The organism is Janthinobacterium silvisoli (assembly GCF_014200725.1).
Lineage (GTDB): Bacteria > Pseudomonadota > Gammaproteobacteria > Burkholderiales > Burkholderiaceae_D > Janthinobacterium.
In genome coordinates, this window is record NZ_JACHCL010000001.1 from 828,264 (window position 1) to 842,529 (window position 14,266).

The 14,266-nt window shown below is 60.2% G+C and carries 14 protein-coding genes; 9 read left to right on the forward strand and 5 right to left on the reverse strand.

Annotated features, from left to right (window positions below; all coding sequences use genetic code 11):
- Positions 1–211: 211 nt before the first annotated feature.
- Entirely contained in the window at positions 212–1,474 is a 1,263-nt protein-coding gene (lplT, locus tag HDE75_RS03760) for a lysophospholipid transporter LplT (RefSeq protein ID WP_183676158.1), read from the forward strand.
- On the opposite strand, the gene HDE75_RS03765 is transcribed toward lplT, so the two are convergent.
- The 4 genes from HDE75_RS03765 to tsaB are packed head-to-tail and all read right to left on the reverse strand — an operon-like array spanning position 1,471 to position 4,496.
- The gene (locus HDE75_RS03765) at positions 1,471–2,409 is read right to left on the reverse strand and encodes a DUF1853 family protein (RefSeq protein ID WP_183676157.1); all 939 of its coding nucleotides are present in this window, start codon (positions 2,407–2,409) and stop codon (positions 1,471–1,473) included. The two genes, lplT and HDE75_RS03765, sit on opposite strands and share 4 nt — an antisense overlap.
- Positions 2,393–3,289, reverse strand: coding sequence for a uracil-DNA glycosylase (locus tag HDE75_RS03770; protein ID WP_183676156.1), 897 nt, complete (start codon positions 3,287–3,289; stop codon positions 2,393–2,395). The genes HDE75_RS03765 and HDE75_RS03770 overlap by 17 nt, the downstream gene beginning before the upstream one ends.
- Positions 3,286–3,774 (reverse strand): ribosomal protein S18-alanine N-acetyltransferase, encoded by a 489-nt coding sequence (rimI, locus tag HDE75_RS03775; RefSeq protein WP_183676155.1) that lies wholly within the window; start codon positions 3,772–3,774, stop codon positions 3,286–3,288. The genes HDE75_RS03770 and rimI overlap by 4 nt, the downstream gene beginning before the upstream one ends.
- Positions 3,771–4,496, reverse strand: a complete 726-nt coding sequence (gene tsaB / locus HDE75_RS03780; RefSeq protein WP_183676154.1) for a tRNA (adenosine(37)-N6)-threonylcarbamoyltransferase complex dimerization subunit type 1 TsaB — start codon at positions 4,494–4,496, stop codon at positions 3,771–3,773. Before tsaB ends, rimI begins: the two co-directional genes overlap by 4 nt.
- 151 nt (positions 4,497–4,647) lie before the next feature.
- Here tsaB and dapC point away from each other — a divergent pair, with 151 nt between their 5' ends.
- The 7 genes from dapC (at position 4,648) to HDE75_RS03815 (ending at position 13,136) form a co-directional block, all read left to right on the forward strand.
- On the forward strand, positions 4,648–5,877 hold the full coding sequence (dapC, locus tag HDE75_RS03785; RefSeq protein WP_183676153.1) for a succinyldiaminopimelate transaminase: 1,230 nt from the start codon (positions 4,648–4,650) through the stop codon (positions 5,875–5,877).
- A gap of 16 nt (positions 5,878–5,893) precedes the next feature.
- Positions 5,894–6,721: a 2,3,4,5-tetrahydropyridine-2,6-dicarboxylate N-succinyltransferase gene (gene dapD / locus HDE75_RS03790; RefSeq protein WP_183676152.1), complete on the forward strand. Its 828-nt coding sequence runs from the start codon at positions 5,894–5,896 to the stop codon at positions 6,719–6,721.
- 122 nt (positions 6,722–6,843) lie between these two features.
- A complete protein-coding gene (locus HDE75_RS03795; protein WP_183676151.1) occupies positions 6,844–8,388 on the forward strand; it encodes an FAD-dependent monooxygenase in 1,545 nt (514 codons plus the stop codon).
- 218 nt (positions 8,389–8,606) lie between these two features.
- Positions 8,607–8,960: an ArsC family reductase gene (locus HDE75_RS03800; protein WP_183676150.1), complete on the forward strand. Its 354-nt coding sequence runs from the start codon at positions 8,607–8,609 to the stop codon at positions 8,958–8,960.
- A 23-nt stretch (positions 8,961–8,983) separates the two neighbouring features.
- Complete coding sequence (gene dapE, locus HDE75_RS03805) at positions 8,984–10,120, forward strand: succinyl-diaminopimelate desuccinylase (protein ID WP_183676149.1); 1,137 nt, start codon at positions 8,984–8,986, stop codon at positions 10,118–10,120.
- Between the two features lie 47 nt (positions 10,121–10,167).
- Positions 10,168–11,055 (forward strand): 50S ribosomal protein L3 N(5)-glutamine methyltransferase, encoded by an 888-nt coding sequence (prmB, locus tag HDE75_RS03810; RefSeq protein ID WP_183676148.1) that lies wholly within the window; start codon positions 10,168–10,170, stop codon positions 11,053–11,055.
- A gap of 86 nt (positions 11,056–11,141) precedes the next feature.
- The gene (locus tag HDE75_RS03815) at positions 11,142–13,136 is read left to right on the forward strand and encodes an ATP-binding cassette domain-containing protein (protein ID WP_183676147.1); all 1,995 of its coding nucleotides are present in this window, start codon (positions 11,142–11,144) and stop codon (positions 13,134–13,136) included.
- A 38-nt stretch (positions 13,137–13,174) separates the two neighbouring features.
- Here the strand turns inward: HDE75_RS03815 and HDE75_RS03820 are convergent, their stop codons facing one another.
- Positions 13,175–13,675 (reverse strand): chemotaxis protein CheW, encoded by a 501-nt coding sequence (locus tag HDE75_RS03820; protein ID WP_183676146.1) that lies wholly within the window; start codon positions 13,673–13,675, stop codon positions 13,175–13,177.
- A gap of 191 nt (positions 13,676–13,866) precedes the next feature.
- Between HDE75_RS03820 and arfB the strand changes: the two genes are divergently transcribed.
- Positions 13,867–14,265: an alternative ribosome rescue aminoacyl-tRNA hydrolase ArfB gene (gene arfB, locus HDE75_RS03825; protein ID WP_183676145.1), complete on the forward strand. Its 399-nt coding sequence runs from the start codon at positions 13,867–13,869 to the stop codon at positions 14,263–14,265.
- The last annotated feature ends 1 nt before the right edge of the window (position 14,266 follow it).

Sequence of the window (14,266 nt, forward strand, 5' to 3'; positions counted from 1 at the left end):
CCTATTTTACCGGACAGTATTGAGGGACTGCAGACCCCGCGCCAGGCAGACTCTCTCATTTACAAAATATTCATAACCATAGCTATTTTTCTACGGGAGAAAAATTAAGTCCCGCTTAGGAGACGGGCCCGCCCGGAGGGTGGCGCGAACTTGTAGGTTGTTCTTTCTTCGTGGTATAAAGCAAGCCAGATAAGATTTCAGGCACTCAAGAATGAATCGTGGTTTTTATACCATCATGGCAGCGCAGTTTTTTTCCTCGCTGGCTGATACCGCCCTCTTTTTCGTCGCCGTCGATCTATTGGTGTCCATGAATTCCCCGGCGTGGATCACGCCGCTGTTGAAATTGTCGTTCGTGCTGTTCTACGTCTTGCTGGCTGCCTTCGTCGGCGCCTTCGCTGACTCCATGCCAAAAGGCAAGGTCATGTTCATCGGCAACATGATCAAGATCTTCGGTTGTCTCCTCGTCTTTTTCCATGTCCACCCGCTGCTGGCATACGCTATCGTCGGCTTTGGCGCAGCCGTGTATTCGCCGGCCAAGTACGGTATCCTGACGGAATTGCTGCCGCCGGAAAAACTGGTGGCGGCGAATGGCTGGATCGAAGGTTTGACGGTCAGTTCCATCATCCTCGGCACCGTGATGGGCGGCGCGCTCGTCAGCGGCCACGTGTCGGCCATGCTGCTGTCATTCGACTTCCCGATGATCGATACGGGCATCACCACCAAGACCGAAGCGGCCCTGTGCGTGGTAGTAGGCACCTACATCCTGGCGACCCTGGCCAACCTGAAGATACCGGATACCCACTGCGTGTATCCGCACCAGGAACGCAACCCGATCAAGCTGATTTCCGATTTCGCCAATTGCTATTCCATTCTGTGGAAAGACAAGCTGGGCCAGATCACGCTGGCGGTGACGACCCTGTTCTGGGGCGCTGGCGCCACCTTGCAACTGATCGTGCTGGAATGGGCCAAGCAATCGCTGAACATGCCGTTCGACAAGGCCACCAGCCTGGTCGGCGTGGTCGCCATCGGCGTGGCCTTTGGCGCGGTACTGTCGGCGCGCTTCATACCGCTGCGTAAGTCCTTGACCGTGATACCGCTGGGCATCGCCATGGGCGTGATCGTCATGCTGATGACGCAAGTCCATAGCGTGTGGATGGCTTACCCGATGCTGGTGCTGATCGGCGCCTTGTCCGGCTTCTTCGTGGTGCCGATGAATGCACTGCTGCAACATCGCGGCCACGTGCTGATGAGCGCAGGCCACTCAATTGCCGTGCAAAACTTCAATGAAAACCTGTCCATCCTGACCATGCTGGCCGTGTATTCCATCATGATCCGTTTGCACTTGCCGCTCAACGCCATCATCGTGCTGTTCGGCCTGTTCGTCGCCGGCACCATGTACATGATCATGCGCCGCCACAAGATGAACCAGGCCGAGCATGATAATTTGTCCTTGATCGGCGAACAGAAGCACTAATCAGGCAACGTCCCTGCCAACCTGCGGGCCGCCGCTTGCGCGGTCCAGTTTTCAGGGACGATAAATCCCCTGCTCTGCTCCACTTCCCAGCCATCGATATGCTCGACCGCCGCCACCAGCACAGGTTGCGGCAGCTCCGCCAAATGCTTGCGTAAGGCGGCTGCATCGAACACTTCCTCCTCAAGACCTTTGTACGGCGCCAGCCACTGCAACTTGGGCAAGATCACATATCGCTGATCCTGCGGTAATTGTGCTGCCGTGCACCAGAAACCGTGTCCATGCTCGCTGGAAATGCCGTCCATGGGCGACACCTCGCCATGCTCATAAAACAGCCAGCCTTTCACCAGCGCCTGCGCCGAGGCAACAGGCTGCGTCAGCAGGCTGAGTGCTGCTGGATGGCGCGACAAGGCTAATTGCTTGTCGATAATCTTGCGCATCTTCAAGCCCAAAGTATCGGCCAGGTTGGGGCCGATCAAGTGGTTGAAAATACCTGGATCGGGCCTGCCTTCGAGCAGATAAAACTTGGTGGCAAATTCCCAGTGCAGCAATGCGTTTCCATCGTGCAGCAGGAAATCAAATTCCCCCACCGTATCGTTGCGGTTGACCTGCACTTGCAAGCCATGGACCTGCAGCAAGCCATGCTGTTCAAAATAAAAGGCCAGCAGCTTTTCAGCATACAGGCCGAGGCGGGAATAGAATTTGGGACCAAGTGCGGTTGCCAAAGGCGAGTGGTCGTCTTGCAATGCCGCCAGCCAACTTGCAACGGCAGGCGTCAACGGCCCCAGGCTGGCAATACGGCCGCTCCAGTGCGGGCTGGCCGGATCAAGCAGGTCGGGAGAATCGAGCAGCCAGGCCAGCGCACGTACGTGGGGATGCGTGAGATGGCCCCAGCGGGACTCGAAGCCCTGCTGGAACCGGTCAGCCGCGCCCGGCATGCGTACTTTTCGCCAGGCACAAATCGCCCCAGGCGCGCGCCTTGGCTTTGCCGCTTTCATCCTGCAACAGGTTTTCTGGATGGTAAGTGGCCACCACGGCGGCGTCGCCCAGCTGGCGCACCTTGCCGCGCACGGGCTTTTCGCCAGGCAAGATACCGGCGGCAGCCATTTGGCCCAGGGTAACGATGGTGCGCGGTTGCAGCAAGGCCAGTTCGCGTGCAAAGAAGGGACGGCAGGCGGCGGTTTCACCTTCGGTCGGCAAGCGCTCCTGGCCCGCTTCATCCAGCGGACGGCATTTCAGCAGGTGCGTGATATACACGTCGGTTTCCGGCGCGATATCGATAGCTTTCAGCATATTGTCCAGCAGCTTGCCCTGCTCGCCGGGCAGGGCGCGCCCTTCCCGCTCTTCGCCACGCGACGGGCTGCTGGCCAGCATCAGCCACGCGCCCTGGCGGTCGCCACGGCCCACCACCACACCCTTGCGGTTCTTGCACAGGTCGCAACGGGTGCACTTGGCTGTCGCCGCCGCCAGTGCATCCCAATCCATCACGGCGATTTCAGCGTCGGTCAGCTGTTTGGCAGGCGGAGGTGGTGGCGCATCGTCGAACCAGGCAGTGTCGTCGGATTCAGTAGCGGCAACCGGGACCGGGACCGGGACCGGGACTGGCGCGGGTGGCACGATAAGTGGAGCAACCACAGGCACAGAAACAGGAGCGATGACAATCTCGGCAACCGGCGCCACTTCCGCGACCGCTACCGGCACGGCAACTGCGACGGCTTCTTCCGCCACCACTTCTTCGACAGCAGCTACCCCACTGCGGCGCAAGCGCCACAAGGGACCGACGCCCATTTCATCAAGAAAGACGGCGCTGCGGCTCATAAGGTATAACGCATCACGATGGCGTCCTCACGTTGCGAATTGGCGGCAGGATAATATCCCTTGCGCCGGCCTATCGATTCAAATCCGTAGCGCTGGTAAATATCGAGCGCGCGCACGTTCGACGGGCGCACTTCCAGCAACATCGATTCCATGCCCAACTGGCGTGCACAGCTGCACGCCTGATTCAGCAAAAAACGGCCCAGACCCTGCCCCTGAATCGCACCTTCGACCGCCACGTTCAGCAAATGCGCTTCATCGACTACCAGCATCAGCAAAAAGTAGCCGAGCAGGGTGCCGTCCGTATCGCGCAAGACCCAGGCCGGATAATCGCTCTTGAGCGAATCGACAAAGTTGCCGTGCGTCCAGGGGTGCGGATAGACGCGCTGTTCCAGCGCCAGCACTTCAGGCAGATCCGCTTCCTGCATCGGCTGGTAATCGAGGCGCAGCAAGTCCCAGCCTGCGCTTTCTTTACCGGCTGGCGTCATTGCCCTGCCTCAGTGGCAGCCACAGCAGCAGCTTTCGCCGCAGCCATGTCCAGCCGCTCCGCGCTGGTGTAGGCGATCTTGTTGCGCAGATACAGCGGTTGCGCATCGGCCGCCTTCACAAAATGCCCGGCGGCAAAGGCAGTGCGGGCCAGCTGTGCTATCTGCACCGCGTGCGGCATGATGGCAGCGTCCGCCTCGGCAGCGCTGGGCAGTTCGGCAAGTTCAGCCACATAAGCAGAAAAACCATTACCGCAAGCCGTCACGTCGCCTTGCGGTGCTACGCCAGCCGGTGCGCTCAAGGCAGGCGGCAAGATGGTTCGCAAGCCATCGCGGTAATCGTATTGCGCCCAGTACACCTCGCCCATGCGCGCGTCGAGTACCGTCAGCACACGGATGGCGCCATGTTGCTGATGGCAAGCCAGGGCCATGGCGTCCAGAGTAACGACAGGCACTACCGGCAAGCCGGCACCATACGCCAGGCCTTGGGCGATGCCGCAAGCCGTGCGCACGCCTGTAAAGGAGCCGGGACCGGAACCGTAGGCGATGGCGTCGCAATCGGCCAGGCTGAGACCGGCTTCGGCCAGCAATTCCTGCACCATCGGCAAGATGGACTGGGAATGGGTACGCACGCCCGACGACTCGCGGGAAAGGACGGCATCGCCGCGCAGCAAGGCGCAGGATGCGAGTTCGGAAGAAGTTTCAATAGCAAGTATGGTAGACATAAGGTATTTTAACAGTACCCAATGTGTAGCAACATTGCCGCGTTGCACAACGCCCTGCCCTACGCTTCCATCAGCGCGGCTATAATGACCGACTGGCTGCCGGCAATACCGCAGCCCGACTTCGTTCCCACCCTACTGTCCTGGTCAGCCCGTGAATCCACTTCTTGCCAAACTGCAACCATATCCATTTGAAAAGCTGCGCCAGCTGTTTGCCGGCGTGACGGTCAATCCCGACTATGCTCCCATCAGCCTGGGCATGGGCGAACCCAAGCATCCGACGCCGGCCTTTATCGAGCAGGCGCTGATCGACAACATCAGCGGCCTGGCCAACTACCCGACCACCATCGGCTCGGACGCCTTGCGCGGCGCCATCGCCGGCTGGCTGGAGCGCCGCTACGGCATTCCAGCGCTGAACCCGGCCACGCAGATTTTGCCCGTGAATGGCTCGCGTGAAGCGCTGTTTGCCTTGGCGCAAACGGTGATCGACCCGACGGCTGGCGCGCTGGTGATCAGTCCGAACCCGTTTTACCAGATTTATGAAGGCGCAGCTTACCTGGCCGGCGCGGAACCGTATTTCGTCAATTCCGACCCGGCCCGCAATTTCGGCTGCGACTACGACCAGGTGCCTGCTTCCGTGTGGGAAAAAGTCCAGCTGCTGTTTTTGTGCTCGCCGGGCAACCCGACCGGCGCCGTGTTGACGCTGACGGATTGGGAACACCTGTTCGCTTTATCCGAGCGCTACGATTTCGTGATCGCCGCCGACGAGTGCTATTCCGAGATTTACCATGGCGACACCGCCCCGCTGGGCGCATTGCAGGCAGCGCACATGCTGGGCCTATCCACCGTGGAACGCCCGTACGCGCGCCTGGTGGTGTTTTCCAGCCTGTCGAAACGCTCGAACGTGCCGGGCATGCGCTCGGGCTTCGTGGCCGGCGACGCGGACGTACTGAAAAAATTCCTGCTCTACCGTACTTATCACGGCGGCGCCATGAGCCCCTCCGTGCAAGCGGCCTCTATCGCGGCCTGGAACGACGAAACCCATGTCGAGGAAAATCGCGCCAAGTACCGGACCAAGTTTGACGCCATCACCCCGCTGCTGCAAACGGTGATGGATGTCGCCCTGCCCGACGCCGGCTTTTACCTGTGGGCCGACGTCAGCCGCACCGGCTTGTCGGACACTGAATTCGCGCAACGCCTGTACGCCGAATATAATGTCACGGTATTGCCTGGCAGCTACCTGGCGCGCGACGCGCACGGCATCAATCCGGGCCGCAACCGCATCCGCATGGCCCTGGTGGCCGAAACGGCCGAAGGGCTGGAAGCGGCGCAGCGCATAGTAAAATTCTGCCAGCAGCTTTCCGCATCCGCATCAACCAACTAAAGAACACGACTTCATCATGAGCCAACAACTGCAAAACATCATCGACCAGGCCTGGGAAAACCGCGCCGAGATCAACCCGGGCAATGGCAGCGCTGAATTGCGCGACGCCGTTTCCCACGTCATCAATGGCCTGGATAACGGCAGCATCCGCGTGGCGGAAAAAACCAGCGGCAACTGGGTCGTCAACCAATGGGTCAAGAAGGCCGTGCTGCTGTCTTTCCGCCTGGAAAACAACGTCGCCATGCCGTCGGACGGCACGATGCAGTTCTACGACAAGGTACCGACCAAGTTCGCCAACTACACCGCTGAAGACTTCGCCAAGGGCGGCTTCCGCGTGGTGCCGCCTGCCGTGGCACGCCGCGGCAGCTTCATCGCCAAGAACGTGGTGCTGATGCCGTCCTACGTCAACATCGGCGCTTACGTCGATGAAGGCGCGATGGTCGATACCTGGGCCACCGTTGGTTCCTGCGCCCAGATCGGCAAGAACGTCCACCTGTCCGGCGGCGTCGGCATCGGCGGCGTGCTGGAGCCTATGCAAGCGAACCCGACCATCATCGAAGACAACTGCTTCATCGGCGCCCGTTCGGAAATCGTCGAAGGCGTGATCGTCGAAGAAAACTCGGTCATCTCGATGGGCGTGTACATCGGCCAGTCGACCAAGATCTACGACCGCGCCACCGGCGAAGTGACCTACGGCCGCGTGCCAGCCGGTTCTGTAGTCGTATCGGGCAACCTGCCTTCGGAAGATGGCAAGTACTCGCTGTACTGCGCCGTGATCGTCAAGCGCGTGGATGCTCAGACGCGTTCGAAAACGGGCATTAACGAATTGCTGCGCGGCATCTGATCGACTAGCTGCAAAGCAATCGCCGCACCCTGAATGTCCCGCCCTGGCGGGACATTTTCATTTCCAGGCAGACACGTCAATCGTCTCCTCTCCCTCGCTCATCTTGTCCTATACTCGATGGCATGAATACACCTCCCGTATTGATCGTAGGCGCCGGCCCTAGCGGCCTGATGCTGGCCTTGCGCCTGGCCCACCACGGCGTAGCTTGCCGCATCATCGACAAGAACAGCGGTCCCGGCCAGGCGTCGCGGGCCATGGCCGTGCATGCCCGTACGCTGGAGTTTTACCGGCAGATGGGCTTTGCCGATGAAGTGGTGAATCTTGGCATCAAGATCAATACGGTACACGTGCACGAAGGCGGAGAAGAACTGGTCAAGCTGGCGCTGGGCGAAATCGGCGAAGGCTTGAGTCCCTATCCTTTCGTGCTGAGCCTGCCCCAGGATGAGCATGAACGTTTCCTGGTCGGCAAGCTGGCGGAAGCAGGCGTACAGGTGGAATGGAATGTCACCCTGGACTTGTGGACGCAGGACGATAGCGAAGTGCAAGCCATACTGCTTAAAAGTGGCGAACGTCAATATTGCACGTTTAATTATATTTGCGGCTGCGATGGCGCGCGCAGCAAGGTACGCGAGATCGCCGGCATCGCATTGTCGGGCGGCACTTACGACCACCTGTATTACGTGGCCGACGCCAAGGTCGCTGGCAGCAATAGCGACTTGCATGCCCACCTGGGCGCCAACAGCTTCGCCCTGATGCTGCCCGTGCGTACCAGCGGCATGCAGCGCCTGATCGGCATCCTGCCTGACCGCCCGCAAGGTGCGCCGACGCCCGTGTTCGACGATGTGCGCACCGAGGTGGAAACCTTGCTCAATATTCAGGTAGAACAGGTCAACTGGTTTTCCACCTACAAGGTACATCACCGCGTGGCGACCCACTTCCGCGAACGGCGCTGCTTCCTGCTCGGTGATGCGGCCCATTTGCATAGTCCGGTGGGCGGCCAGGGGATGAATACGGGCCTGGGCGACGCCGTCAACCTGGCCTGGAAACTGGCGCAAAAACTGCACGGCCGCAGCCATGACGCCCTGCTCGACACGTATGAAGCCGAGCGCATCGTGTTTGCCCGCAAGCTGGTCGCCTCCACCGACCGCGCCTTCCAGGCCATCGTGTCGCAAGGCGTGACGGGGCAAGTGCTGCGCAAGTGGCTGGTGCCGCACGCGCTGCCTTTCCTGTCCGGCTTTGAAGCCGCGCGCCGGATGCTGTTCAAGACGGTGTCGCAAATCCAGATCAGCTATGAAGACAGCGCCCTCTCCGCTGGCCACGCGGAACATTTACGGGGCGGCGACCGCCTGCCCTGGTTTTCAGACGGTACGCAAGACAACTTCCTGGCACTGCGCAGCATGGATTGGCAATTGCACATCTATGGCACACCGGCGCCGGAATTGCTCGATGAAGCGCGTATCCTGAAACTGCCCGTGCATTGCTATACGTTCAATGTCGCCGCCAAATTCGCAGGCCTGGGCCGCGATGCCGCCTATCTGGTACGCCCCGACGGCCATATCGCACTGGCCCTGCACCAGCAGGAAAGCGGCGCCCTGCGGGCACTGGCCTTGCGTCTGGGTTTGCATTTTGGAGCACCGGAAAGCCAGGCGGCGCCTCGGCCTATGTAGGCAAGCGCGATGTCGTCATGGCTTCAGCCGATGAATATCGAAGCGCCCTGGCAACAGTGTCAGGTATCCGTAGCCTAATTCCTTGAGCAAACTGACTCTTGCTGCACCGCCGCATTGATACACATCAACTGTATAATACGGGCTACGCCCGCGTTTTTGCGTAAACGCAAGCACGGCGCTCAAGCAAACCGCATTCATTCCCCATAGCGCACCACATCATGACCATTACACTCTACGGTATCCCCAACTGCGATACCGTCAAAAAGGCCCGCACCTGGCTGGCCGCGCAGCAACTCGACTTCACTTTCCATGATTTCAAGAAACAGGGCCTGGAACGGGCCACTGTGGAGCTATGGCTGCAGCAATTGCCGTGGGATCTGCTGGTCAACAAGAAAGGCACGACCTGGCGCGCCTTGAGCGATGAGCGCAAGGCATCCGTCACCGACGCCGCCAGCGCGCTCGAGCTGATGCTGGAAAACCCGTCCATCATCAAGCGCCCGGTGCTGGACAAGGACGGCCAGTTCAGCGTGGCGTTTTCGGATGCACAATACAAAGCAATTTTTTCAGTTTGAGCCTTCATCTTCGCTTTAGCCCCATGACCACTTCCAAAACCCTCGCCCTGACTGAAAAACTGATCGCCTTGTCCTCGGTCACGCCTGACGACAAGGGCTGCCAGCAGCACTTGATCGATATCCTCACGCCGCTGGGCTTTGTCTGCGAAACGATACAATCGAACGACGTCACCAATCTGTGGGCGCGCCGCGGCACAACCTCGCCCGTGTTCGTGTTTGCCGGCCATACCGACGTGGTGCCGACCGGCCCCGTCGAGCAATGGCGCTCGGAACCGTTCATCCCCACCGTGCGCGACGGCAAGCTGTATGGCCGCGGCGCAGCCGACATGAAGACCTCGATCGCCGCCATGGTGGTTGCCTGCGAAGAATTCATCGCCGCCAGACCCGAGCACACGGGGTCGATCGCCTTCTTGATCACCAGCGACGAGGAAGGCCCTGCTACCGATGGCACCGTCATCGTTTGCGACAAGCTCAAGGCGCGCGGCGAGCAGATCGATTATTGCCTGGTCGGTGAACCGACTTCCAGCGCCCAACTGGGCGACATGATCAAGAATGGCCGCCGTGGTTCGCTGTCGGGCCGATTGACGGTCAAGGGTATACAGGGCCACATCGCCTACCCGCACCTGGCGAAAAACCCGATCCACGTGGCGGCGCAGGCGCTGGCCGACCTGGTGGCGGAACAGTGGGACGAGGGTAATGAATACTATTTGCCAACTTCGTGGCAAATGTCGAACATCAATGCAGGCACGGGCGCGAACAATGTGATTCCGGGCGCCATGGTGATCGATTTCAATTTCCGTTTTTCCACCGCCAGCACGGCCGAAGGCTTGCAAGAGCGCGTACACGCCATCCTCGACCGGCATGACTTGCAATACGATCTGGAATGGACCCTGAGCGGCCAGCCTTTCCTGACGCCGCGCGGCACGCTTTCCGATGCCTTATCGAGCGCAATCGAAGAAGAAACCGGCATTAAGACGGAGTTATCGACCACCGGTGGCACCTCCGATGGCCGCTTTATCGCGCAGATCTGCCCTCAGGTGATAGAATTCGGGCCGCCCAATGCCAGTATTCACAAGATCGACGAGCACATCGACGTGTGCCACATCGATCCGCTGAAGAATATTTACCGCCGTACGCTGGAGCATTTGCTGCCCGAATAACACCAGGCCCGCTTTAGCGGGCCATCACCCGCTCTATCGAGAATGCCATGACACCGAATCCGTTTTCCACGCCACGCGACCTGTTGCGCTACGCCACCACCCGTTTCAACGCCGCCAAGCTGTTTTTCGGCCATGGCAGCGCCGAAGCCTTCGATGAAGCCGCGTATCTGCTGCTGCACACCTTGAAGTTGCCGCTCGACAAGCTCGAACCATTCCTGGACGCCAAACTGCTGCCGTCGGAAGTGGCCGCCGTGATGGCCGTCATCGAGCGCCGCAGCATCGACCGCGTTCCGGCTGCCTACATCACCAAGGAAGCCTGGCTGGGCACCTACAATTTTTACGTCGATGAGCGCGTGATCGTGCCCCGCTCCTTCATCGCCGAGCTGATCCCTGAATACTTCTCGCCATGGGTGGCGGAACCGGAAGCGGTGGAAAACATCCTGGAACTGTGCACTGGTTCCGGCTGCCTGTCGATCATGATGGCTGATGCTTTCCCGAACGCTACTGTGGATGCAGTCGATATTTCCGCCGACGCACTGGCCGTGGCCAAACGCAACGTCGACACCTACAAATTGCAGGATCGCGTCAACCTGATCGAATCGGACCTGTACGCCAACGTGCCGGCCAAGAAATACAACCTGATCATCAGCAACCCGCCGTACGTGAATTCCGCCTCGATGGGCGCCCTGCCCCAGGAATACCTGGCCGAGCCGCAAATCGCTTTGGACGGCGGCAGCGACGGCATGGACCTGGTGCGCAAGATTATCGCCGGTGCAGCCGAGCGCCTGACCGACGACGGCATCCTGATGATCGAAATCGGCAACGAGCGCGAATACGCGGAAGCAGCGTTTGGCGAACTGGGCCTGACCTGGCTGACCACCAGCGCCGGCGACGATATGGTGTTCCTGCTGACGGCTGAGCAGTTGAAGCTGTAAGCGCTACGACGCAGCAATTAAATTCCGGGGTCAGACCCGCCGGGGCTCGGCGCCCCCGTCTTCCCCCAGCTTTGAAAAAGAAAAAAATGATACGTTTCATACAAGTAAGCCTGATGCGCGGCATCAAACCGTTGCTCGAACAAGTCGACGTCACCCTCAACCCGGGCGACAAGATCGGCCTGATCGGCGCCAATGGCGCGGGCAAATCGAGCCTGTTCGCGATGATGCGCGGCGAGCTGCATCCCGACCAGGGCGAGATCGATTTCCCGGCCAAGTGGCGCGTGGCTTACGTGGCGCAGGAAACCCCGCCTTTGGACCGTGCAGCGCTGGACTACGCGATCGATGGCGACGTAACCCTGCGTAAACTCGAAGCGGAACTGGCGCGCCTGGAAGCGGAGCCGGAAAGCTCGGAAAACGGTATCGCCATCGGCGAAATCTACAGCGCGCTGGCCGATGCCGATGCCTATACCGTGCAGTCGCGCGGCGAGCAATTGCTGCTGGGCCTGGGCTTTACGCTGGACCAGATGCAACAACCTGTCGCCAGCTTCTCGGGCGGCTGGCGCATGCGTTTGAACCTGGCGCAAGCACTGATGTGCCCGTCCGACTTGCTGCTGCTCGATGAACCGACCAACCATCTGGATCTGGACGCCATCATCTGGCTGGAAGACTGGCTGAAGCGCTATGCCGGCACTCTGCTGATCATTTCCCATGACCGCGACTTCCTCGATGAAGTAGTCAACGTGGTGGTGCATATCGACGAGCGCAAGCTGAAACGCTACTCGGGCAACTATTCGAGCTTCGAGCGTCAACGCGCAGCGCAAATGATCCTGGCCGCCGGCGCGCTGGAAAAGCAGCAGCGCAAGCGTGCCCATCTGGAATCGTTCGTGAACCGCTTCAAGGCGCAAGCTTCCAAGGCGCGCCAGGCACAGAGCCGCATGAAGGCGCTGGCCAAGATGGAAGAGCTGGCGCCATTGCGCGCCGCCGCCGAATTCTCGTTCGAATTCCGCGAGCCGCTGTCGGCGCCGAATCCGCTGCTGGTGATGGAAGACGTCGATGCAGGCTACAAGATCGAAAACGAGGCTACCGGCGACATCACCCACAAGACCATCGTCAACGGCATCAAGTTTTCCTTGCAGATCGGCCAGCGCATCGGCTTGCTGGGCCAGAACGGCGCCGGTAAATCGACGCTGATCAAGACCATCGCTGGCGAACTGTCGCCTTTGAGCGGCGACGCCACCATGGGCAAGGGATTGAATATCGGCTACTTCGCCCAGCACCAGGTGGAAATGCTGCGCCATGACGAATCGCCGCTGTGGCATCTGGCCAAGATTGCACCGACCACGCGCGAGCAGGAATTGCGCAACTTCCTGGGTGGCTTCAATTTCCCGGGCACCATGGTGACCAGCTCCATCGCGCCGTTTTCCGGTGGTGAAAAAGCCCGTCTGGCGCTGGCCCTGATCGTCTGGCAACGCCCTAACCTGCTGCTGCTCGATGAACCAACCAACCATCTGGACCTGGAAACGCGTGAAGCGCTGACGGAAGCGCTGGCCCAGTTCGAAGGTACTTTGGTAGTGGTATCGCATGATCGCCACTTGCTGCGCGCTACCACCGATGAATTCATCATCGTTGCCGACGGCAAGCTGCAACCGTTCGACGGCGACCTGGACGACTACAAGGATTGGCTGTTCAAGACCAAGCTGGGCAAAGGCACCGACGTGCTGCCGGCCGCCGGCAAGGCCAACAAGACCGATTTCCCGGTGACGTCTTCCGTACCTGCGCCAGCAGCCGCCCCTGCGGCACCGGTGCGCGACAAGCGCAAGGAAGCCGAGGAGCGCCAGAAAGCGGCGGCGCTGCGCAAGCCGATCGAAAACAAGATCAAGCGCCAGGAAGAGCAGATTGCCAAGCGCAATGCGCAAAAAGAGGAAACCGACGCCAAGTTGGCCGAACCGGGCATCTATGACGCCGCCAACAAGGCCAAGCTGAAGCAACTGCTGGCTGACCAGAGTTTCTTCACCAAGGACCTGGCGCAGCTGGAAGCGGAATGGCTGGACTTGCAGGATCAGCTCGAAAAGCTGGGCTGACAAGCAATGCAGAAGGCGGCTCGATGAGTCGCCTTTTTTTACGCTGCCTGCATCGGGCTGGATGTCGCGCTGGGCTGGCGCACTGCCATCAGGCGGTCGATATCGACCAGGATCAGGCGGCGGCCGTCCACCACGCCCACGCCCAGCAGGTAATCGGCTTCGGCAGCGCCAAGGCCGGCAACGGGTGTAATGTCGGCGGGCGCCAGGCTGACGATATCGGTCACGCCATCGACCACCATGCCCATCACGCAAGTGCTCAACTGCAAAATGATCACATCGGTGGACGGATCGGGAGCGGCATGGCCGCCGCCGAACGCGGCGCGCATGTCGACGATGGGGATGATCACGCCGCGCGACACGGCCACGCTCTGCAGTACCTCGCCTTGCGACGAAAAACGGTCGAGCTCCTTCAACGGACGCAACTCTTGCACATTGCCGTAATGCAAGCCATATTCCAGGCCGCCCAGGCGAAAACTCAGGTAGGGTGCGTACAGCGTGTCTGCGATGGCTGCCGCGCCAGGCGTCGTCGTGGGCTGCATGATATTCCTTTCATCCGGTAAGCACTTCCAGGATGCGCAGTAGCGCAAGACTGGGGTCATACTAACCAGCATCGCCTGTAGCGACGTTGAGGAACATCAATTTTTCCGGGATGCAAGTCCTTCCCAAGTGGCTGCCATGCATGCCGGCGCCTTCCATTACAATGCACACATTGTTTTTCATCAGGCCGGCCATGCAACACCTCGTCAATCCCGCCGACGTCGAGTTTTCCGCCATCCGTGCCCAGGGCCCGGGTGGGCAAAACGTCAACAAGGTTTCCAGCGCCATCCACTTGCGCTTCCCTATCGCGGCCTCATCGCTGCCAGAAGCGTACAAGGAACGTTTGCTGGCCCTGCGCGACAGCCGCATCAGCAAGGATGGCGTACTGGTCCTGAAGGCGCAGCAATCGCGCAGCCAGGAGCAAAACAAGGAAGAAGCCTTGCGGCGGCTGCAGGAAATCATCGACAGCGTTACCTTTCTGCCCGCCATTCGCCGCGCCACCAAGCCCACGCGCGGCTCGCAGCGGCGCCGACTCGACAGCAAGAGCACGCATAGTATGCTCAAACAGTCACGCGGGAAGGTCAGGGATTAGT